The organism is Streptomyces sp. NBC_00996 (genome assembly GCF_045162675.1).
In the GTDB taxonomy this organism is placed as follows: Bacteria; Actinomycetota; Actinomycetes; order Streptomycetales; family Streptomycetaceae; genus Streptomyces.
In genome coordinates this window covers 8253936-8276571 of the sequence record NZ_CP108723.1, presented here as the reverse complement: position 1 = coordinate 8276571, position 22636 = coordinate 8253936, and the positions used below count along the sequence as shown (strand labels likewise).

The 22636-nt window shown below is 68.6% G+C and carries 14 protein-coding genes and 2 pseudogenes; 5 read left to right on the top strand and 11 right to left on the bottom strand.

The annotated features are described in order from the left end of the window. Nucleotides 1–322 precede the first annotated feature (322 nt). From OG390_RS38525 to OG390_RS38505, 5 genes and pseudogenes are all read left to right on the top strand, one after another. A complete protein-coding gene (locus OG390_RS38525; RefSeq protein WP_406178114.1) occupies nucleotides 323–598 on the top strand; it encodes an IS3 family transposase in 276 nt (91 codons plus the stop codon). Then, nucleotides 481–903, top strand: coding sequence for a DDE-type integrase/transposase/recombinase (locus OG390_RS38520; RefSeq protein ID WP_406174384.1), 423 nt, complete (start codon nucleotides 481–483; stop codon nucleotides 901–903). Before OG390_RS38525 ends, OG390_RS38520 begins: the two co-directional genes overlap by 118 nt. Continuing rightward, nucleotides 825–1082 (top strand): integrase core domain-containing protein, encoded by a 258-nt coding sequence (locus OG390_RS38515; RefSeq protein ID WP_406178112.1) that lies wholly within the window; start codon nucleotides 825–827, stop codon nucleotides 1080–1082. Before OG390_RS38520 ends, OG390_RS38515 begins: the two co-directional genes overlap by 79 nt. 93 nt (nucleotides 1083–1175) lie before the next feature. After that, on the top strand, nucleotides 1176–2402 hold the full coding sequence (locus OG390_RS38510; protein ID WP_406174383.1) for an IS701 family transposase: 1227 nt from the start codon (nucleotides 1176–1178) through the stop codon (nucleotides 2400–2402). Between the two features lie 90 nt (nucleotides 2403–2492). Then, nucleotides 2493–2660: pseudogene (locus OG390_RS38505) on the top strand (IS256 family transposase); the annotation flags it as partial. Between the two features lie 48 nt (nucleotides 2661–2708). Here the strand turns inward: OG390_RS38505 and OG390_RS38500 are convergent. The 11 genes and pseudogenes from OG390_RS38500 to OG390_RS38450 all read right to left on the bottom strand — a co-directional run. Further along, nucleotides 2709–3227, bottom strand: a complete 519-nt coding sequence (locus OG390_RS38500; protein WP_406174381.1) for a MarR family winged helix-turn-helix transcriptional regulator — start codon at nucleotides 3225–3227, stop codon at nucleotides 2709–2711. A 166-nt stretch (nucleotides 3228–3393) separates the two neighbouring features. Then, the gene (locus OG390_RS38495; protein ID WP_406174380.1) at nucleotides 3394–4323 is read right to left on the bottom strand and encodes an ROK family protein; all 930 of its coding nucleotides are present in this window, start codon (nucleotides 4321–4323) and stop codon (nucleotides 3394–3396) included. Between the two features lie 6 nt (nucleotides 4324–4329). Continuing rightward, entirely contained in the window at nucleotides 4330–5028 is a 699-nt protein-coding gene (locus OG390_RS38490; protein WP_406174379.1) for an HAD-IA family hydrolase, read from the bottom strand. Further along, a complete protein-coding gene (locus OG390_RS38485; protein WP_406174378.1) occupies nucleotides 5025–6125 on the bottom strand; it encodes a Gfo/Idh/MocA family protein in 1101 nt (366 codons plus the stop codon). Before OG390_RS38485 ends, OG390_RS38490 begins: the two co-directional genes overlap by 4 nt. Further along, nucleotides 6122–7282 (bottom strand): 3-amino-5-hydroxybenzoate synthase, encoded by a 1161-nt coding sequence (gene rifK, locus OG390_RS38480; protein ID WP_406174376.1) that lies wholly within the window; start codon nucleotides 7280–7282, stop codon nucleotides 6122–6124. Before rifK ends, OG390_RS38485 begins: the two co-directional genes overlap by 4 nt. A 220-nt stretch (nucleotides 7283–7502) precedes the next feature. Continuing rightward, the gene (locus tag OG390_RS38475) at nucleotides 7503–8276 is read right to left on the bottom strand and encodes a shikimate dehydrogenase family protein (protein WP_406174375.1); all 774 of its coding nucleotides are present in this window, start codon (nucleotides 8274–8276) and stop codon (nucleotides 7503–7505) included. Between the two features lie 56 nt (nucleotides 8277–8332). Next, the gene (locus OG390_RS38470; protein WP_406174374.1) at nucleotides 8333–9739 is read right to left on the bottom strand and encodes a 3-deoxy-7-phosphoheptulonate synthase; all 1407 of its coding nucleotides are present in this window, start codon (nucleotides 9737–9739) and stop codon (nucleotides 8333–8335) included. After that, entirely contained in the window at nucleotides 9736–10806 is a 1071-nt protein-coding gene (locus tag OG390_RS38465; RefSeq protein WP_406174372.1) for a 3-dehydroquinate synthase family protein, read from the bottom strand. Before OG390_RS38465 ends, OG390_RS38470 begins: the two co-directional genes overlap by 4 nt. Before the next feature lie 112 nt (nucleotides 10807–10918). Beyond that, nucleotides 10919–11686: an arylamine N-acetyltransferase gene (locus OG390_RS38460; RefSeq protein ID WP_406174371.1), complete on the bottom strand. Its 768-nt coding sequence runs from the start codon at nucleotides 11684–11686 to the stop codon at nucleotides 10919–10921. 140 nt (nucleotides 11687–11826) lie between these two features. Further along, nucleotides 11827–17118, bottom strand: a complete 5292-nt coding sequence (locus OG390_RS38455; protein WP_406178110.1) for a type I polyketide synthase — start codon at nucleotides 17116–17118, stop codon at nucleotides 11827–11829. 66 nt (nucleotides 17119–17184) lie between these two features. Beyond that, nucleotides 17185–22593, bottom strand: a pseudogene (locus tag OG390_RS38450) (type I polyketide synthase); the annotation flags it as partial. Nucleotides 22594–22636 lie beyond the last annotated feature (43 nt).

Here is a 22636-nt window from a genome sequence, read left to right as displayed (position 1 = left end):
GCGTTTCGCCAGGGCCAGATCGCGGCGATCCGCAAGTGCGTGCGGCGTCCGCCGCGGGTGATGCGGGCAGCTGTGTCCCTCCCCTCGTAGCGTGAAGACCCTGGCTGCAGGAGAAGTTGGGAGTCATGGCGGAGAAGCGACGGAAGTTCGATGCGGAGTTCCGTGAGGGAGCTGTTCGGATCGTCACGGAGACCGTGAAGAAGATCGGTGAGGTCGCTGGGGGACCTGGGGATCAACGAGACCACGCTGGCGAGCTGGGTCTCCCGCGCACGTCGGGCAGGGACCGTACAAGCACCGCACCCGCCGGCCCACCCGGCGTGAGCTGCGCAGCCAGCACCTGATCGAAGCGGTGACGGAGGAGTTCGACGCTTCCGGCGGCACCTACGGCTCGCCGAAGATCTGGATCAGGCTGGTGTGGCAGGGTTGGCGAGTCTCGGTGAACACCATCGCGAGGATCATGGCCGAGCTCGGCCTGGTCGCGTGGAAGGTGTGCAGACGGTGGGGGCTGACCCGGCCAGGCAGAGGCCGGCCGCCCCGGACTTCGTGCGCCGCGACCTCACCGCCGAGGCACCGGACCTGGTCTGGTGCGGGGACATGACAGAGATCGAAACCGGTGAGGGCAAGCTGTACCTGGCCACGGTCATCGACCTGTTCTCCCGCCGCTTGCTCGGATATGCGATGGGTGCCCGTCACGATGCCGAACTGGTCGTCGCCGCCCTGCACATGGCCGTGTCGACCCGCGACGGGGACGTGCGCGGTGTCATTTCCACACGGACCGCGGCAGCAAGTACGGCTCACGGAGGTTTCGTCGAGCCTGTCACCGGCTGGGCATCTTCCAGTCCATGGGCCGGGTCGGTTCGTGTTTCGACAATGCCGTCAGCGAGGCGTTCAACAGCGTGCTGAAGGTCGAGTACGTCCACCGGCACGCCTTCGCCACGCGCACCGAGGCCCGGATCAGGATCGCGACCTGGATCACCGACTTCCACAACGCTCGTCGGCTACGCAGCGTGTGCGGCTTCAAGAGCCCGATCGACTACGAACACGACTACTGGGCCAGCCTCGGTGAGGGGCTGGCTGCATAGGACGGTTTCCACGATTCGACAGAGCTTGGTCATGGTCCTTGACCGATCGGTGGGGTAGCTGGTCGACCGCACCTGCCGGTGGAACGGTGGGGTATGGACCGAGAGGCAGTCGAGGAACTGAACGTGGATCTCGCCGAGTTCACGGGCGATGTCTTCGCGTACCTGGCATACGCGGGCCAGCGAGGTTATGGGCAGCAGTATCTGCGCGGGCTGATGCTGGACGGCCGGCGCAAATCGGTGGAGCCGATGGCCAAGCGCCTCGGCGTCGCCCGCCAGAATCTGGGCCACTTCGTGGCCCAGTCCAGCTGGGACTACACCGAGGTGATGCGGCGCGTCGCGGCCCGCGCGGAGCGTGTGCTGCAGCCATCGGCCTGGCTCATCGACGATCATCCCTTCGTCCGCTACGGCCACGGCACCGCCGGCGCGATCGTGCAGCACTGCGGTGAACGCGACCAGCACCTGTGCCAAGTCGCGGTGTCGGTGCACGCCGTCTCGGGCCGGGGCTCTTCTCCGCTGCACTGGCGGCTGTTCCTGCCGCAGAGCTGGGCCGAGGACCGCGCGCGGTGCGCGAAGGCGGGGATTCCTCCGGAAACCTCGCACCGCACCAAACAATGCATCGCCCTGGACCTGCTCGACGAACTCGCCCAGTGGGGACTGGCTCCGCCGCTGGTCGTCGCAGACAGCGACTACGGAATCAACGTCGACTTCCGGCGCGGACTGAGCGCCCGGGGCATCCCCTGGCTCCTGGCGGTCACCGGCCATTCCGTGGTGCTGCCCGCCACCGGCGCCCCGGTCACCGCCTGGGCCCGCAGGCGCCCCAGCATCACAGTCAACAAACTCGCGGCCGAACACCGCTACCGCGCCCGCAGGTTCGTCTACCGGCCGAAGACGGCGGATCACCCCGCCCGGTCCGGCTGGTTCGTCGCGATCCCGGCGCACATCGCCGGGATCATCGAACGCGAGCACGTCGGAGCTACTGCCGACCGGCTCCTGCCCCAGCGCACCCTGCTCATCCAGTGGAAACGCAAGCGCGGCGGAGATGTCTTCCGCTCGTGGATCACCGACCTACCGGCAGACACCCCACCCGCCGTGCTGGTCAGGCACGCGACGAGCCGCTGGTCCATTGAGACCGACTACCGCGAGATGGAACAGGCCCTCGGCCTGGGCGACTACGAGGGCCGAACCTACCAAGTGTTCCACCACCACGTGACGCTCGTCTCCGCCGCCCACCTCTTCTGCCTGGAACACCGGCTCAACCCAAAAGGCGAGGACACGGCCTCACCCTGTACAAGATCCTGGTTCTGTTCCAGATCGCGCTGATCGGTTCCCTTTGGCGCTGCCCCGCCTGCCACCGCGCGCCTCACCTTGGTCGAGGACCATGACCAAGCTCTGTTCGAGGGGATTGACAGCGGCCACTTTCCCTCAGAGGCCGCCGCGTTGCAGTGCGTCTACATGGCGCTGATGAGCCTGGACCCAACGGGCAGGGGCCGGCGCCGCTGGACGATGCGCTGGAAGGCACCCCTGAACGCCTTCCAGATCGCCTCCGATGGCCACCTCACCCCCACCGACCAGCGATAACTCAACAACCAAGATCAGCCGTTAAGTTGACACACCCGCGCAGCACTTCTAGCGTAGCCAGGGAAGGTCGGCACCCGCTTTGTCCGTCTGGAGTCCATCGGTGACGATCTGCATGATCGCGCCGAGGAACTCCTGCTGCTGGGGGGTGAGCCGGTCGAACAGGGCATGCTGCACGACTGTCGCATAGCCCGGAGCGGCCCGCCTGAGGGCCTCCAGGCCCTCCTCTGTGAGCACCGTGAACTTGCCGCGTTGGCCGGAGGGAGCTTCCTCGCGCCGTACCAAGCCGTTCTCCTCCAAACGTGCGACGGCGTGCGAGAGCCGGGGTCGGGTGATCTTCGCGTGCATCGCCAGCTCCGTCATCTGCAGCCGCTGGTGAGGGGACTCTGCGAGGTTCACCAGGAGCCTGTAATAGCTATGAGGCATATTCACAGTGCGCTGCAGTTGGCGGTCCATGCGGTCCTCAAGGAGCGTGGTCGCGTGGACATAGGAGCGCCAGATGCGTTGCTGCTCATCCGTGAGCCATCGGAGCTTTGCGGTGGATGAGTGCGCCTTCCTCGTATCCTCCACTTTATGCACAGACTCCTTGAACCTTTAATGAATTCATACACATTCTCCAATATCGTTTTAGTCCCCTATGCGCCTCGGCGGTCCATTGGGGCAGAGTTCAGTCGGTTCGGCTCCGTGGACGGCTGCGACGCCGCGGGTGCCTCCGCAGAGCCGGGAGCAGGGCAACCTACAGCAGCGGTACGGCTCGGTCGGTGACGGCTCGGGCAAGGAGGACCGCGCCCTGGAGGGAGGAAAGGCCACCCAGGCGCGCCGGAGCGACTGGTGGGGCAGGGCGGCCTGGACGCGAGAGGGATGTCAGGTGGCTTGCTATGCGGTCGACCAGGTTTTCGACGCCTGCCGCGAATCCGCCTCCGATCACAGCGAGGCTGGGGTGGAGCAGTTCGGTGACCCCCATGATGGCAGTGGCCAGGGCCCGGCAGGTGCCGTCGATCGCGGCTGTAGCCCACGGGCGGGCGGTACGGAGTGCTTCGCACAGCTCTTCGTAGGTGACCGGCTCGCCGTGGAGCTCGCCGGCCCGGGCCAGAGTGGCCGGCCCCGAAGCTATCGCCTGGAGGCAGCCCTGGCGGCCGCAGACACACACGGGGCCGCCCAACTCGACGACCAGATGGCCCAGTTCGAAGGAGCCGCGGCCCGGACCGGGGCACAGGCGGCCGCCCAGGACCAGGCCGCCGCCGATGCCAGTACCGACGCCGACGTAGAGCAGATTGGCGCAGTCGGCCGCTGCGGCCTCGGCGAGGGCGGCCACGTCGCCGTCGTCCGCCCATGCGACGGCCGCTCCGGGCACGAGGGCGCGTAGCGCGGGGCCCAGGGCGAGGCCAGTCCATGACGGTCGGCTGGGCCAGGAGATGACCTGCTCGTCCGGGCCGACCGTGGCGGGGACGGCGACCCCGGCGGCCTGGAAACCATCTCCTGTGCGGGCCGCTAGGGTGGTGATGCCGTCCGACAGCAGGGCAAGGTCGCTGTCCGGTCCATCTTCGTGGTGCGGCCAGGAGAACGTGTGCTCCTCGGTACGGCCGTCCGCTGACTCGGCGCGCAGGGCGACCTTTGTGCCCCCTATGTCGATGCCCAGATGCCACGACGGCGGTGAGGCTGTCATTCCGTCTCAGTGGCCGGGGACGGCCGGGCAGAGACCGAGCAGGTCGGCGGGCCGTTGCAGGACGATGTCAGGGCTGGCGGCGAGCAGTCCGATCTCGTCGTGGCAGCCCCACAGTGCGGCTGCGGCGGTGACGTCGGCGCCGTGGGCGCTGGCCAGGTCGGTGGGGGCGTCGCCGATCATGATGGCCCGGTCTGCGGGAACGTTGAGGAGTTCGAGCGCGCGTCTGACGATGTCGGGAGCGGGCTTGGGCCGGGGCACCTCGTCGGAGCCGATGACGTGGGCGAAGTACGGAAGCAGGCCGAGGACGTCGAGCAGGGACCGGGCGCGCTCGCCTGCCTTGCCGGTGGCGATGGCTAGCCGGAGGCCGCGCTCGTTCAGCATCCTCAGCACATCGGCAACACCGTCGTACACCTGAACGTGGTGGGCGAGCCGGTAGCTCTCACGGACGAAGGGCTCCTCCATCTCCAGCGGAAGGCCCATGATCCGCATGATGTCGGGAAAGTAGCGGCCCTGATGGCGCTGGTACTCCTCGAAGGGCGCCTCGCCTGGGCCGACGACCTCGGCGTAGGCGAGGGAGAAGGCCTCGCCCATCACCGCGAAGCTGTCGACGACGACTCCGTCGAGATCGAAGATGACTGCTTGTCTGGAGACTGGGGAGTGCTGTTCGGAGGTCGTTGCCACGTGGTGTTCGGACCTTGTGGTCATGCGGTCCTCACCTCCTTGTGGGGGGTGAATTGGGGCGCGTGGTCCGCAGGTCGAGCGGCGCGGGCCGATGCGTAGAAGCTTTCGACCAGCTGGACGGTGTTACGGGCCTGAGCGACGGCCACGCCGCGTCGGCCTGGGTCGGCCAGGAGCCCGGCGAGGCCGTCGAGCTGGCGTCTGTACTCGGTGCCGATCGGCTCGTCGGGCAGCGGGATCTGCTGTGTGGTGCCTCCCCGGGTGAGGGTGAGCACCCGTTCGGGGGCCCGGTTGGGACTGAAGCCGAAAGTGCAGTGCAGCCGTGCCGTTCCATTGCTGCCCTCGATGGTGATGACGGAGGCGTCCAGCGCCTCGTGCGAAGCCCAGCTGGCTTGTAGCGAGACCGAGATGCCGTCCTCGCGGAGCAGGAAGCCTCGGGCGGTGTCCTCGACGTTGCCGGCCGGGACGTCGGTGGGCTCTTCCTCGCGCCAGGTAGCGGACCAGGCACTGCTGTTGACGAAGTCGTCGGAGACCGAGCCGATCACTTGGGTGACGGGGGCGGGGCCGAGGAGGTAGGTGAGGACGTCGAGCAGGTGCCAGCCGAGGTCGACGAGGACACCGCCACCGGACTTGCTGCGCTGGGTGAACCAGCCGCCGGGCTGTGGCACGCCGCGCGCCCTCACCCAGCTCAGGGTGACATGGCGGATCCGGCCAACCTGGGGCAGCAGCCCGGCAAGCTTTTGGACGTCGCCGCGGTGGGCGGCGGCGCTGCCGGCGAGCAGTATCCCGCCGTTCTGTTCGGCCGCGGCGAGGGCGTCGGCCTCGGCGGTGGTCAGGCAGACCGGCTTCTCCAGGAAGACGGAGATCCTGCGGCGGAGCAGGGCGGCCGCTACCTCGGCGTGCAGATGGTTGGGTACCGCGACGACGGCGATGTCGACCGTGCGAGGGGCGAGGGCGTCCACGGTGGTACGGGCGGGCAGGCCCATCGCTACGGCGGCTGCCCGCGAGGCCGGGTCGGGGTCGACGGCGGCGACCACCTCGAAGTCCTTGTGCTCGCTCAGCAGTCTGAGCCACAGCTCGCGGCCTGCCCAGCCGAGCCCGACGACGGCAGCGCGGACCTTCATCGTGCGGCCACCGCGTCGGCGATGATCTCGGCCGTGGTGTGGAGGGCTTCCTCGGAGGCGAGCAGCACCCGGTGGTGCAGCCAGATGCAGTCGGTGCTGATCGCCTCCGTGTGCGGGCAGGTTGCGGCGAGCTTGTCGACGGTAGTGTCGGGCGCGGCCGTCTCCCAGAACGCGTCGGTGCGGTAGATCGCCCGGAAGGCGGCGAAGGCAGGCAGCCCGGACCCGACGAGCGTGTCGACGAGGGCGTTGCGGCCCTCCTCGGAGATGCCGGGAATCCGGAACATGGCCATGTAGTGAGAGTTCCGGTCGGCGCGCGCATCGCCCCCCTGGGGTACGACGCCGTCGATCTCGCCGAGCAGCCGGGACAGCAGTGTCCAGCGCTGATCGCGCAGCGTGAGCTGGGCGTCGAGGCGGCTCAGCTGGGCGCGGAGCACGGACGCAGAAAATTCGTTGAGCCGCATGTTGGTGCCGGCAGTCTGGTGCAAGTAGCGGCGGTCGGTGCGCGGCCGGCCACAGCTGTGCCGCAGGAAGGCGGCCTCGTACGTCTCCTCGTCGGGGAAAAGCAGTGCACCACCCTCGCCGGCGGTCATCAGCTTGCCGTTCTGGAAGCTGAACGTGGCGACCGTACCCAACTCGCCCACCCGCTTGCCCTGCCAGCGGGCACCGTGCGCGTGGGCAGCGTCCTGCAGCAGGGGCACGCCGGTGTCCGCGGAAAGCTTGTCGAGCGCGTCCATGTCAGCGATGAGCCCCGCCATGTGCACGGGCATGATCACCCTGGTGCGAGAGGTGACGGCGGACGCCGCGGCAGCCACGTCGATGTTGTACGTGTCGAGATCGACGTCGACGGGGACGGCGACCGCGCCGAGCCGCTGAGCGGCCTGGGACGAGGAGATGAAAGTGAAGGCCGGCACGATAACCTCCGTGCCCGGACCGACACCCAGACACTGCAGCGCCAGCTCCAGGGCATGGGTGCCGTTGGTGACGGCCAAAGCATGCGCAGCGCCGTGGAAGTCAGCGAACTCACTCTCGAAGGAGTCCACCTCCGACCCGCCCATGCGCCACCACTGACCCTGCTCCAGGGCCCGGATCAGGCCGGTGCGCTCGCCGTCGCCGTACTGCGGCCAGGAGGGAAACTCTGGTGCCGGTCGCGCGTTCATGTATCTCCAAATCTCCACTTCGGACACTTCTCGGCCGATGGCCGACGGACGGCATAAAGCGGCGGGGCACGCGGCCGACCGCAGGTTCCACCGCGAGGATCAGACCCAAGAGTGCGACTTTCACGGTAGGCACCGCGCTCACCACCCCGCATCCCCCGGTCTGGTAGCCGTCTGTCGGGGTGTGGGTCGGCTGGACGTGGGATCGTGGCGGGTGTGTGCGTCAGCCGGTCCTGGGTGCGCTCAGGCCGAAGAATTCGCAGTAGGACTCCACTTGACCGTTCAGCATGTGGATGCCGTGGTGGACGTGGTGGCCGAGGGCGGCGGCCTGCCGCAGCAGGGGCGTCTCGTGGGGTTTCATGATGATGTCGCCCACCACCGCTGCGGGCGGGAGGCCTTCGGGCGCGAACGGCAGTGGGTCGCTGGATCGCAGTCCGAGCGGGGTCGCGTTGACCGCGACGTCACTGTCATGCAGGGGCAGTTCGGCGACGGCGTGGATTCGGCCGGGCCAGTACGTGGCGAGTCGACCGACAAGCGTGTCCAGTTTGGGCAGGTCCGGGTCGGTCACGGCGATCCGGTCTGCGCCAGCCGTCAGCAGCGCGCACGCGATGGCGCTGCCCGCCCCGCCAGCCCCGGCGAGCGCGACCCGCTTGCCTCGTATCTCATGCCCGGCGCGGGCGAGGCCAGTCACGAAACCGGAACCGTCGAAGTTCTCAGCGAGCCAACTGCCGTCGGTTTCGCGGCGCAGCACGTTGGCCGTTCCGGCGATCTTGACGGTATGGCTTTGCCGGTCGGCGAGCTGGGCGGCGTCCGCCTTGTGTGGGACGGTGACGAAGATGCCGTCGAGGTTACCGATCCGCTGCAGGCCGCGTATGACCCGTTCCAGATCGCCAGGGTGGACCTTCACCGGCACCAGCACTGCGTCGACGCCCTGTTCGGCGAAGAGCGGGTTGAGCAGGCCTGGGGACTGGACCTGCTCGACCGGGTCGCCGATCACCGCGTACAAGCGGGTGGTGCCGCTGATCGGGACCCGCGGCGGGGTGGCGGTGTTGGTCATCGCGGGTTCCCGGGGCCGGCAGAGGTGACCTGCTGGGCAGCTGGCCGGATGGCCTCTGCGAGCAAATCGGCGACGGTGAAGGCCAGTTCCATAGACTGTTCCTCATTCAGGCGAGGGTCGCAGGCGGTACGGTAGCGGGCCGACAGGTCAGCCTCACCGAGGCCGCGGGCCCCGCCCAGGCACTCGGTGACGTCCTCGCCGGTCGCCTCCAAGTGGAGGCCGCCGGGGTGAGTGCCGAGGGTGCGGTGGACGTCGAAGAAGCCGATGATCTCCGCGAGGACGTCATCGAAGTGGCGGGTCTTGCGGCCATCCGGCGTCGTGCGGGAGTTGCCGTGCATCGCGTCGCACTGCCATACCACCTGGTGGCCGGTGGCGGTGACCTTCTCCACGAGCGGCGGCAGCACCTCGCGGACCTGGGAGTGGCCCATCCTGCTGATCAGCGTCAGCCGCCCGGGCGTGGCATAGGGGTCGAGCCTGCGGACGTACTCGACGGCTTCCTCCGGGGTTGTGCTGGGGCCGATTTTCACCCCGATGGGGTTGGCGAGTAGTTCGGCGACGGCGAGGTGCGCGTCGCCGGGGCCTCGCGTGCGCTCGCCGATCCAGAGGAAGTGTGCGAGTGGGCTGACGAGCAGTGGTTCCGGACCGATGGTGAACCCGGCGGTGTGGAGCGGGGCGCATTCGTAGTCGAGCAAGAGCATCTCGTGGCCCACATAGATCTGTTCGCTACTCGGGCCCGGATCGCGGCCGATCTCTTCGGCGGTGCGGACGAAGCGGCCGCCGCCGGGGGTGCCTTGCAGGTACGAGGGGAGGCCGGTGTGCGGGTTCGCCGACTCCTGTGCGTACGCCCGGCGGGCGAGCGTCATCGCGCGAGCCGCGTGCCCGTGGGCGCGCAGCATCCTGTCCGGGTCACAAGTGCGTGCGGCAAGGGTGCGTTCGGCGGAGTTGACCATGTCACCCCGGTAGACCGGCAAGCCGTCCGCGTCGGCGGACTGTGAGCGCGGCTTCGCGTACTGTCCGGCCATACGGGCGAGGGGAACCACCGGCAGCCCGGAGGCGTGGGCAAGGAGCAGCGACATACGCTTCAGGAGACCGAGGTTGGCTCGCAGGTGCGATTCGGTGGTCTCGGCGAAGGTTTCCGCGCAGTCCCCGCTCTGCAGCAGGAATGCCTGGCCGCGGGCGACCGCCGCGAGCTGCTCGGAGAGCTGTACCGTCTCGGACTCGGCCACGATCGGGGGCGCGGTGCGCAGCAGTTCCACTACTGTCCGGGCCCGGGCCGGGTCCGGCCACTCGGGCTGCTGCGCCGCGGGTCTGTCCAGAGCCGCGGCGAGGCGGTCCGCGAGCCTCGGCTCCCGCGTGTTCCTGCCCCGGACCTCGCCGTGCGCTGCCTCTGATGTGCGCGTCATGCCAGCGGGGCTCCCGTTCCGTGGAAGCCTGCCGGCTCGATGAGTTGCCCGAGTGGCTGCCGTGGCATGCGCTCCAGGACCTCGGCGACGATCTGTTCGGACACGTCGTGGACCAGCTCCGCTCCCCTGAGCCCGTCGAGGACGAAGGCGAGGCCTGTGAGCGCCTTCTTGTCCCGGCGCATCAGGCGGATCAGCTCAGCCGTCTCGATCCCCTCGGGCAGCGCGGTGGGCAGGCCGTAGAACTCGACGACCTCCCGGTGCTCCGCCACCCGCTCGGGACCGATCCGGTCCAGGGCCCCGGCGAGCAGGCCCGCGAAGACCGTGCCGATCGCGACGGCCTCGCCGTGCCGGAGCGCAAAGCCGCCGGCCAGCTCCAGGGCGTGGCCCAGGGTGTGGCCGTAGTTGAGGATGTGTCGCAGGCCGGTGTCCCGCTCGTCGGCCGAGACGACGCTGGCCTTGAGCCTCACACTAGCCGCGATGCGCTCCGCGAGGCCGAGCCCGCGCAGGTCACCGGCACCGATGAAGTGGCAGCGGGCGATCTCACCCAGGCCGTTGAGCATCTCACGCCGGGGAAGGGTGGACAGGTAGTCGGTGTCGCACAGTACGGCGGCAGGCTGCCAGTAGGCGCCCACCAGGTTCTTACCGGAGGGCAGGTTGACCGCCGTCTTGCCGCCGACACTCGCGTCGACTTGGGCCAGCAGCGTGGTCGGCAGATGTACCACTGGCACGCCCCGGTGGTACAGGGCAGCGGCCAGGCCGACGACGTCGGTGGTGGTTCCGCCCCCGCAGGAGACGACCGCGTCGTTGCGTGTGAGGCCGAAGCGTACGAACTCCGCGCACAGGGCCTCGACGGTGGCGAGGTTCTTGTCCGGCTCACCGTCCCGAGCGGGCAGCAGCACGGTCTCCACTCCCGTGTCAGGCACCCATTCCGCGGGCCGGGCTGACACGACGGCGACCCGCCGGGCGCCGAGGCCCTGGATCACTTCGGCCAGCATGGAACGCACCCCAGGGCCGATCAGCACATCGTAGGAACGTTCGCCGATGCAGACCGGTATCTGTTCTCTCACTCCGCCTCACTCTGTCCTGTGGAAGCCGGTGATACGCCGGGGCGGCCACTTCAGCTGAAGCCTTCGCGAGCATCTCCGGCCTTTCCGCAAGCGGTCGTGGTGGTTCGTCTGCTCAGCTCCAGTAGGTGCTGACGATCTTTTCGAGCTCGTTCTCGTCCCGGATGAGACGAAGCCGCTCCTCGCCGTCCTCAACGGATAGGAAGAGGTTCGCGGTGAGCGTGACCTGCCCGTTGTCGATGACCCGTCGGCGGCGCCGCGGGTGCGCCACCATCTCGTCCAGCGGCAGGGCGTCGCGCCAGCGGGCCCAGTCCGCGGTGGTACGCGTCACCGGCAGGAAGCGGTAACTGTCGCGCCAGTCTTTGGCGCGGGTCTTGTACTCGAGGAAGTAGTGCTCCTCCCGACGGGTCAACCGGAACTCGATGCCGTCCTGGACCACGGTCTCTCCGGAGAACGGCAGCGGCTCCACGATGGAGATGCCCGCGTGCCCGGCGTCGGCGAGCCAGTCCTCGCCGTCGATGGTGACGCGCATGACCATGTGCTCGATGTCAGGGCCCCACACTCCCCCCGGCAGGAGGGTGGCTGCGGCCAGCACCTGCACGTCGAAGCCCAACTCGACGAGGAGCCGATGGAACATGAAGTTCAATTCGACGCAGATGCCGCCCCGGCCGCTGAGCACGATCGTCTCGAAGGCCGGGTCAAGGTCGAAAGACGCCTGGGCCAGGCCGAGGGCATCACCACTGCTGTTCAGGTCCAGGGCGTAACCACTGTCGTAAGGGATCCGCATCTGGTGCTCGCGGTGGATCTTCCGCAGGGTCGCCAGGCTTGCGTCGGGCGTTCCCGTAAGGCCGAGGTACTCCAGATACTTGTCCTTGTCGAACATGCTTTGTCTCCTTGAGTGTTCGTCGTCGGCGAGTGGCGAAAGGGGTAGGTCAGTGACCGGTGCGCCGGCCGTGCCGCGCACCGGTCGGGTTTCACGGTGCGCTAGTCCCGTCGTTTGGACGTCACTAGTGAAAGTTGAGATCACGTGCCGGAGTTGCGCACCGTACGTGAAGTATCCGGCGAGCCCACCTGGGGTTCGAGGCGTTCCAGCAGCCCCTCGGCGGCCAGTTCCGCGGTGGGGTACTCGAAGGCGAAGGTGGCGGGGATGCGGACGCCGGTGAGCGCCGACAGCCGGTTCCTGAGTTCGATGGCGGTCAGAGAGTCGAAACCGATGTCAAAGAAGGAAAGGTCCGGTCCGATTTCGTCTGCAGACACGTAGCCGAGGATCGTGACGACCTCGCGCTGGACCAGGTCGACCAAGATCTTTCCTCGCTGGTCCGGGGCCGCCTCGGCCAGCCGATCTGCCAGCTTGTAGGCCCCGGTCGCCCCATCACGGGCGGGCCGCCGACTGACGCGGATGAGGCCGCGCAGCAGTGGGGGGACGGATGCTGAGTTGGTCTGGTCCCATATCGCCTCGAGTTTCAACTTCGTCAGGACCTGAACAGCGTCACGGTCAAGCAGCGCGAGGTCGAACAGCTCCATGCCCTCTTGCGCCGTGAGTTCGGTGCTGTTCCAGCGGTCGAAACGCTTCAGCTCGACCTCGGCGAGTTTGTCCAGCGCGTCCGATCCCTGCCCCCACCATCCCCACACCAGTGAGGTCGCCGGCAATCCGGAAGCATGACGGCGTACAGCCAGCGCGTCGAGGTAGGAGTTCGCGGCAGCGTAGTTGCCCTGACCCGCTGAACCGAAGATTCCCGAAAGAGAGGAGTACAGGACGAAGGCCGCGAGGTCGAGATCGCGCGTGAGTTCATCCAGAATGTGTGCCGCATCGGCCTTCGGACGGAGCACCGCGTCGAGCTGTTCGGGCGTCAGAGACGTTACTACACCGTCATCCAGCGCACCGGCTGCGTGGATCACGCCGGTAAGGGGGGTGTCCTCGGGAACCGAGGCCAGAAGCGCGACCATGGAGTCTCGATCGGACACGTCGCACGCTACGGTTCGGACGAGCGCGCCAAGCTCCCTGAGTTCGGCTTCCAACTCGGCCGCGCCCGGTGCGTCCGGTCCCCTCCGGCTGACCAGGATGAGGTTTCTGATCTTGTGCTTGGAAACCAGGTGCCTGGCCGCCAAGCGACCCAGCCTACCCGTACCGCCGGTGATCAAGACCGTGCCCTCGGGGTTCAGGGGACGGCCAGGGGCATCGGCGGGGGCAGCGGCCTTGACGAGCCTCGGCACCGCCACCGCGCCTCTGCGAAGTGCCGCCTGGGGTTGCCCGGACGCGAGTACATCGGGCAGGCGCCGGGCTGACGCCTCCGTGCCGTCCGTGTCGACCAGGATGATGCGGCCCGGGTTCTCGGACTGTGCCGAACGCAGCAAGCCGGCAGCCGTCGCAACGGCCAGATCGGGAGCCGGGTCCCCGTCCTGGACGGCCGCACCGGCCTGTGTGAGAGCGAGGAGAGGAGTGTCCTGGAAGGCGGGTTCTGCGAGCCACGCCTGGACGACCTCCAGCACGCGCCCGGTGAGGTCCCGGACGGCGGCGAGGTCCGTACGTCCGTTACCGGCCACATCGAGGAGGAACATGCCGGGGGGCGTTCCGGCCACGGCACGAACGTCCTCGGCAGTTGTCACGCGTACGACGTTCAGCTCGTCAGGCACGCTCCTGACGGAGATGGGCTCCCAGGCCACACGGAACATCTGCTCCTTGGACGCACCTGAGCCGACACGCAGCAGTTCCGGGACCACCGGTCGCAAGACCATCGAGTCGACGGCAGCCACAGGTGCGCCGAAGGCGTCGGCCAGGCGCAAGCGGATCGTGTCGCGGGCGAGCGGTGTGAGGTGAACCCGCAGTGTGGAGGTTCCGCTGGCGTGCAGTCTGACATCGCGCCAGACAAATGGCAGAGCCAGCTTCGGGCTCTCGCCGGCCATATCGGTGCGGAAGGCACAGGCGTGCATGGCCGCGTCCAGGAGGGCCGGGTGCAGCCCGTAGTCATCGCCCTTGCCTGCTGCCTCGGGCAGTGAGACCTCGGCGAACACCTCCTCGCCACGCGTCCACGCCCCGCGCAGGCCCTGAAAGGCCGGACCGTGGCCGTATCCCGCCTGTGCCATGCCGTCGTAGGTGTGAGCGAGTACGTCCGGGTCGACGGCGGTGGCGCCAAGCGGCGGCCACTGGGTGAGGTCGAAATCGGCCCCACCCTCCTCTGGCACCAGGCGTCCGGAGACATGACGGGTCCAGCTCCCCCGTGGACCGGCTTCCTCCCAGCGGGAGTGGATCTGGACGGTGCGGTGGCTGGATTCATCGGGCTCACCTACCCACACACGTACCTGGACACTGCCGCTCTCGGGCAGCAGGAGGGGGCGCTCGATGACCAGTTCGCCGACCAGGCTGCACCCGATCTCGTCGCCGGCGCGGACCGCGAGTTCCACGAAGGCTGCTCCGGGCATGAGGACGACTCCGGCGGCCGCGTGGTCGGCGAGCCAGGGGTGCGTGCGCAGCGACAGCCGGGAAGTGAACAGCACGCCGTCCGAGCCGGGGATTTCGGTGACCGCGCCGAGCAGGGGATGGTCCGCCGCCTCGAGACCGAGGCCTGGTGCGTCCCCACCGGAGGCTGCCGGATCCAACCAGTAGCGCTGGCGCTGAAAGGCGTACGTGGGCAGATCTACGGGCCGCTCCGTACCGCGGCCGAGGACGGCCCCCCAGGAGACCTGAACGCCGTGGGTGTGCAGGTGGGCCAGCGAGGCGAGGAACCTGCGTGGGCCGCCCTCGTCGCGGTGCAGCGACCCGGTGACGACAGCGGGTGCCTCAAGCTCCTCCAGCACGTCCTGGACGCTCGACGCCAGCACAGGGTGGGAGCTGACCTCGATGAACACTCCATGTCCATCACCGGCCAGGGACCGAATGGCCGGGTCGAACTGCACGGTCTGCCGCAGGTTGCGATACCAGTACTCAGCGTCCAGCTCCGTGGTGTCCTGGAGTCGCCCGGTCACCGTGGAGTACAGCGGCACGCGCGAAGGCCCGCCGGAGACCTCAGTAAATGCCTCAAGGAAAAAGTCGCGCAGCACTTCCATCTGTGAGGAGTGTCCGGCGGCGTTGGCCCCGTGAATCCTGCGGGCGTGGATGCCCTCGGTCTTGCACCGGGCGAGCAGCTCTTCCAGGGCGGGCAGTTCACCGGTCACGACCACTGAGGAAGGTCCGTTGACTGCGGCGATCTCCAGGCCCGGCAACTCCTCGACCAGCACGGAGGCGGCCTTCACACCGGCAACGAGGGACGCCATGCCTCCGCGTCCCGACAACTCGGCGCGGATGGCCTTGGCCCGGTAGACCACGAGGCGAGCGGCGTCCGGAAGGGACAGCGCACCGGCAAAGCAGGCAGCGGCGATCTCGCCCTGGGAATGACCCACGACCGCATCCGGGACGACCCCGCACGCTTCCCACAGCGCGGCAAGCGACAGGTTCAGTGCCCACGACACCGGCTGCACGACGTCGAGGTCCTCAAGGGACGGGGTGCCCTCTACCTGCCGCACCACATCGAGCAACGACCAGCCGGTCAGCGGGTCAAGCGCCTCGGCGCACTCGGCCATGCTGGTTGCGAACACGGGCGACGCCTCAAGCAGTTCCCTTCCCATGCCCGCCCAGTGTGTGCCCTGGCCGGGGAACACAAAGACAGTCCGGCCTACTACGCTCTCGGCCGTTCCCTTGACGACACCGGTCGCGGACTCGCCGCCGGCCACGTCGTCCAATGCGGTCAGCGCCTCTTCCCGGTCCTCGGCGAGCACGACCGCACGGTCGGGGAGAAGACCCCGGCTCTGCACCAGCGACCGTCCGACGTCAAGCAGGTCCAGCTCTTCACGTTGCCTCAGGAACGAACCAAGGCGCCGGGCCTGGCCGGCGAGACCCGCCTCGCTACGGGCCGAGAGGACCAGTGGCACAACCGAGTCGCCCAGCACGCGCGCCTTCTCGTCGGACGGGTTCACGGATGTCTGCTCGGGCGCCTGCTCCAGGATGACGTGCGCGTTGGTGCCGCTGACGCCGAAGCCGGAGACCCCCGCACGACGAGGACGGCCGATCTCGGGCCACTCGTGCGCCTCGGTCAGCAACTCAACCGCTCCAGCAGACCAGTCGACCTGAGGCGTGGGCTCGTCCACGTGCAAAGTCTGCGGCAGCACACCATGCCGCATGGCCATCACCATCTTGATCACACCAGCGACGCCTGCCGCATGGCCCGCGTGTCCAAGGTTCGACTTCACTGAACCGAGCCACAGCGGCAGTCCGGGGTCACGGCTCTGACCGTAGGTGGCGAGTAGGGCCTGTGCCTCGATCGGGTCGCCCAGGGGGGTTCCGGTGCCGTGCGCCTCGACGATGTCGACGTCGGCGGACGACAAACCCGCGGTAGCGAGTGCCTGGCGGATCACCCGCTGCTGCGAGGGCCCGTTGGGCGCGGTGAGTCCGTTGGACGCGCCATCCTGGTTCACCGCAGTGGCCCGTACGACGCCGAGAATCTCATGTCCGTCACGGATGGCATCGGAAACCCGCTCCAACAGCAGGACGCCCACGCCCTCGGCAGAGCTCGTTCCATCTGCGGATGCCGCAAACGCCTTGGACCGGCCGTCCTTCGCAAGAGTCCGCATACGCGAGGCCAACACCAAGCCAGCGGGAGTGGTCATCACGCTGGAGCCCCCGGCCAGCGCCAACGACGACTCGCCCGAACGCAGGGACTGCACTGCCATGTGCAGGGCCACCAGGGACGACGAGCAGGCCGTGTCGACCGTGACTGCGGGCCCCTCGAACCCGAGCGTGTAGGAAACCCGTCCCGACAGGACGCTCGCCAAGCCGCCGGTCATCAGGTAGCCCTCGAGCTCGTCCGGGACGCTGTGGAAACCGCTGGCGTAGTCGTGCCCGCCCACGCCGGCGAACACGCCGACGTTCTTGCCACGCAGAGTAGCCGGGTCTATGCCCGCCCGTTCGATCGCCTCCCACGACGTCTCCAGCATCAGGCGCTGCTGCGGGTCCATGACCAGCGTCTCGCTTTGTGAGATGCCGAAGAAACCGGCGTCGAACTCGCCCACGTCGTGCAGGAACGCGCCTTCCCGTACATAAGTCGTGCCGGCCCGACTGAGGTCAGGGTCGTACAGGTTCTCAAGATCCCAGCCCCGGTCGGTGGGGAATGCGCCGACTGCGGAACGACCATCGGCGATCAACTCCCACAACTCTTCAGGTGACGACACCCCACCGGGGAACCGGCACGCCATGCCCACGATGGCGATCGGTTCAGTGAAGCTGTCGCGGATCTTCGTGTTCTCGTTCTCCAGCCGCTCGTTCTCGATCAGTGAAGCCCGCAGCGCTTCGACAAGCTTTGCCTCTGAGCTGGTCATTCCCTGTCTCCCTTCGTTCCGATCGCTCGTCCGCTACTGCTTCCCGGCTTTTCTCATCGCCCGCTCCACCAGGTCGTCAACGTCCATCTCCTCGATCAGCAGCTTGCCGTCCTGCTTCGGTTCGGCGGCGTCCGGCGCTGTGGCACTTTCACCACCGGGACTCGCCACCAGTTGCAGGAGCTTCTCCATGAGCCCGAGTTCCTGGAACCGGGACAGAGGCGTGGTGACCAGGACCCTCCGGATCTCGTCCTCCCGAACCGCCAACTCGCCAACGGCCTCAGGGCACAGTTCCGCAAGCAGATGGCGCATCAGGCTCCGGGGTGTGGGATGGTCGAAGATGATCGTGGCAGGGAGGCGCATCCCTACGAGTCCGTTGAGTCGGTTGCGGAGTTCAACGGCCAACATCGAGTCGAAGCCGACCTCCCGGAAAGCCCGGTCGGGGTCGACCTTGCCGGGTGTTGAATGGCCCAGGACCACAGCGACCTCGCGCCGGATCAGATCCAGCAGCATCTGCTCTCGCTGGACCGGGAGCGTGGCGGCCAGCTGTTCAGCGAGGCCGCCCCGACGGGGGGCCACGTGCCGAGCGGTGCGACGGCCGGCACGCACGAGGCTCCGCAGCAGTACGTGTACGGGTTCGGACGCGGCTTGGGCGCGCAGCGCGGCGTAGTCCGGCCTGGCCGCCAAGAGCACCGCGTCGTCTGACTGCAGCGCCGCGTCGAACAGCTCCAGACCCTCCTGGCTGGAGTGTGCCACCAGGCCCTGCGGGGCCATCCTCCGCTGATTGGCCATGCCCAGGTTCCCGCTAGTGCCGGTCTGGTCCCACACTCCCCATGCGAGGGAGACGCCGGGCAGGCCGGAGCGGCGGCGGTGGAGAGCGAGGGCGTCCAGGGAGGCATTGGCAGCGGCGTAGTTGCCCTGGCCGGGGTTGCCGAGGACTCCGGCGGCGGAGGAGAAGAGGACGAACGCCGCAAGATCGATGTCCCGGGTCAGTTCGTGCAGATGCAGCGCGGCGTCAAGTTTCGGCCGCAGGACGGTATCGAAACGCTCCGGAGTCAGAGCGGTGACCACGCCGTCGTCGAGGACTCCGGCGGTGTGAACGACCGCGGTGAGAGGGTGGGCATCCGGTACGGCGGCCAGGAGCGCCACGACAGCGTCCCGGTCGGCGGTGTCGCACGCGGCGACGGTGACGCTCGCGCCGAGGCTGGTCAGTTCCTCGTACAGCGCCGCCGCCCCTTCGGCATCCGGTCCGCTCCGGCTGGCCAGCAGCACATGCCGTACACCGTGTTCGGTCACCAAGTGCCGCGCGATCAGACTGCCGAGCGTCCCCGTGCCACCCGTGACAAGAACGGTGCCGTCGGGGTCGAGCTCGCGCCGGGGACCTTCGCCAAGCGGCGCCCGCTTCAGCCGGGGGACGAAGGCCACGCCACCGCGCACACGGACACGGGGCTCGCCCGTGGCCACCGCGAGCCGCACGGCCTCCACGGCCTGCACGGCCGCCGAGTGCTCCGAGGCCGCCGCACTGCCGCTGTCCTCGGCATGGTCGCTCTCGACAAGGACGATGCGGTCCGGGTGCTCCGACTGTGCCGAACGCAGCAGGCCCGACACGGCGGCCACCGTGACATCGTCCTCGGCGTCGGGCACGACCACGACGAGGCGGGTGTGCGCTAGAGCCGGTGCCGCCAGCCAAGCCTGGACAACGGCCAACACGGCGGCGACAGCCTCACGCGGATCGGCGGCCGCGTACCCGGGCTCGTACACCACAAGGCCCGGCACCGCAGGCCCGTCCGCCGCGAGCGCAGCAACGCCTTCGGCATCGACGACGGTCACCGCAGCGCCGGCGCCCTCGGCCATCTCACCCGAGGGGTCCTCAGCCGTCTCCCCCGGGGAAAGGGGAAGCTCAACCCAGTCGACCTGGAACAGGCCGCCGGGAGCCGACGCATCCTCGATCTCTGCCTTCTCGGGCGAGAACGGCTCGGCGACAACGGCGTCAACGGTCAGCACCGGCGCCGCGGCGGCGTCCACCAGCTCAAGACGGGTCACCCCCGTGGTGTCACGGGCTGCGCGCACCCCTACTGCTGCCGCACCAGAGGCCAGCAAGGCCACCCCGCTCCACCGGGTCGCGATCACGTCCTCATCAGGGAACGCCGTTCGGACCGCCGCGTCGAGCAGCGCCGGGTGCAGGCCGTAGCGGTCGGCATCGCCGACCGCCTTGTCGAGGGCCACATCGGCTGCGGAGCTGCCGGCAGGCCACGCGGCGCCGGAAGTGGGCGGGGTCACCGGGCCGGGCACCAACGTGCCGTGCGCGTGGCGTGTCCACATCGCCTCCAGGCCGGCATCGTCCGGGCGGGAGAACACCTCCACCGGCCGCCGCCCCTGCTCGTCGGCCTCCCCGACAGTCATCTGTACGGCCCTGCCGCCCCGCAGCGGCAACAGCACGGGCCGCTCCACGGTCAACTCCTCGACCACCGGACTGCCCACCTCGTCACCGAACCGGATGGCCAGCTCGACCAACGCCGCACTCGGCACGACAACGACATCACCGACGGTGTGAACACCCAGCCAGGGATGCGCGTCCACCGACCACCGCGAGGTGGTCATGAAACCACCGGAGTCCGGCCGGCCAACGATCGCCCCGATCAGCGGATGATCAGCACCCCCCAGACCGAGCGCGACAGCGTCGACAGCAGGAGTGGAACGCAGCCAGTAATGCTGATGATCGAAGGCATACGTCGGGAGCTCAACGTGTGAAGCACCGGCAACCGGCAGCATGGCCGCCCAGTCCACGACCACACCCTGGACGAACAGTTCGGCCATCGAGACCAGCAACCGGCCCAGGCCGCCCTCCTCACGGCGCAGCGAACCACCGACCACAGCCTCCGTGTCGGCCTGGTCCACGATCTCACTCACCGGCTGCACCAGAACCGGGTGAGCGCTCGACTCCACAAAGACGGTGTGGCCGTTGCCCAGAAGGTCGGCGATGGCGGGACCGAAACGGACCTGGCCACGCAGGTTCCGGTACCAGTAACCACCGTCGAGGACACCCGCCTCCCGCACCCACTCACCCGTCACAGTCGAGTAGAAGGGAATCAGCGGGGCCTGAGCACGGATGTCGGCGAAGGCCTCACCCAGGATCTCCTCGATCGCCTCAACATGCCGGGTGTGGGAGGCGTAATCCACCGCGACCCGACGCACCCGCACACCATCCGCCTCAAAAACCTCCAGCGCCTCGTCGAGGGCTTCGGCATCACCGGCGATCACCACCGACGTGGGACTGTTGACCGCCGCGACCTCCACCCGGTCGGCCCACCGCTCGATACGTTCGGCCACTTCAGCCTCGGACAGCGCCACCGACGCCATACCACCCCGGCCCGCCAGACTGCCCGCAATCACCTGACTACGTACCGCCACCACCTGGGCAGCGTCCTCCAGCGACAACGCACCCGCCACGCACGCGGCAGCGATCTCACCCTGCGAATGACCCACCACCGCATCCGGCACCACACCCACCGACGACCACACGGCGGCAAGACCCACCATCACCGCAAAACTCGCCGGCTGCAGCACATCCACGCGCTCCAGGAGATCGGCCGGAGCATCCCCCCGCAGCACATCCACCAGCGACCAGTCCACCCAAGGCTCCAACGCCGCCGCGCACTCAGCGATCCGCTCCACGAACACCGGCGAGGAGTCCAGGAGTTCACGCCCCATGCCGGCCCACTGCGAACCCTGACCGGGGAACACCAGCACGGTCCGCCCCGCGACCACGGCCGACGACAACCCGCCAGTGACCACACCAGGATGGGACTCACCCCGCGCCAGCGCCTCCAGACCCGCCACAGCCTCACCCCGCGAGCCGGCCACGACCACCGCACGCTGGGACAACACCGCACGCTGAGCAACCAACGCTGCGGCCACGTCGGTCAGGGGCACCTCACTCGACTCCACAAAGGACGTCAACCGCTTGGCCTGGCCCGCCAGGGACCCGGCACTCCTCGCCGACACCACCAGCGGCACCACACCCTCATCGGTCCCCGCCAGCCCAGGCCCGACAGGCTCCGGCACTGCGGGCTGCTCTTCCGGGGCCTGCTCCAGGATCAGGTGCGCATTCGTCCCACTGACACCGAAGGACGACACACCAGCGCGGCGGGGCCGGCCGGTGTCGGGCCACTCCCGGGACTCGGTCAGCACCTGGACGGCGCCCGCCGTCCAGTCCACCTTCGCCGACGGGGCATCGACATGCAGCGTGGGCGGCATGACCCCGTGCCGCAGCGCCTGCACCATCTTGATCACACCAGCCACCCCCGCCGCCGCCTGGGTATGACCGATGTTCGACTTCAACGACCCCAGCCACACCGGCCGGTCCTCGGGCCGGTCCTGTCCGTAGGTGGCGATCAGCGCCTGCGCCTCGATCGGATCACCCAGAACCGTCCCCGTCCCGTGCCCCTCCACCACATCCACATCCGCCGTCGAAAGACCCGCATTGGCAAGCGCCTTACGGATCACCCGCTGCTGCGACGGACCATTCGGCGCAGTCAACCCGTTCGAGGCACCATCCTGATTCACCGCGCTGCCACGGATCACCGCAAGGATCCGGTGCCCGTTGCGCCGCGCCTCCGACAGCCGCTCCAGGACCACCACCCCGACGCCCTCGGCCCAGCCAGTACCGTCCGCGGCGTCCGCATACGACTTACACCGGCCATCCAAGGACAGTCCGCCGTGGCGCGAGAACGCCTCAAACGCCCCCGGCGTCGCCATCACCTTGGCCCCGCCCGCCAGCGCCAGCGAGCACTCCCCCTGCCGCAACGCCTGCGCCGCCAGATGGATCGCGACCAGCGAGGACGAACACGCCGTGTCCACCGTCACCGCCGGACCCTCAAAACCGAACACATACGACACCCGGCCTGAGGCCACACTCGACGCCGCCCCCGTGCCGATACCCCCCAGCTCGGAGTGCGCGTTGCCACCCGCGAAGTAGTCGGTGCCCATGACGCCGGAGAACACCGCGACCTCTTGGCCCTTCAACGTCCCCGGGTCGATCCCGGCCTGTTCCAGCGCCTCCCACGAGGTCTCCAGCAACAACCGCTGCTGCGGATCCATCGCCAGCGCCTCACGCGGCGAGATCCCGAAGAAACCCGCGTCGAACTCCCCCGCGTCATACAGGAACCCGCCCCGAGGCACGTGGCGGGTGCCGGCCTGGCCCGGGTCGGAGTCGAACGAGCCCTCCACATCCCAGCCACGATCGGACGGGAAACCGGACACACCGTCCCGGCCCTCGCTGACCAGCCGCCACAAATCCTCCGGACCCGCCACACCACCGGGCAGACGACACGCCATACCCACAACCGCAACCGGCTCCCCGGAGGCCTCCAAGAGCTGGCGGTTCTGCTTCTTCAGCGAGCCGACCTCTTCGAGCGATGCTCGGAGCGCCTCGACGACCTTTTCATAAGGAGCACTCACTTGAAATCCCCAACCATCAGGTGCCGCA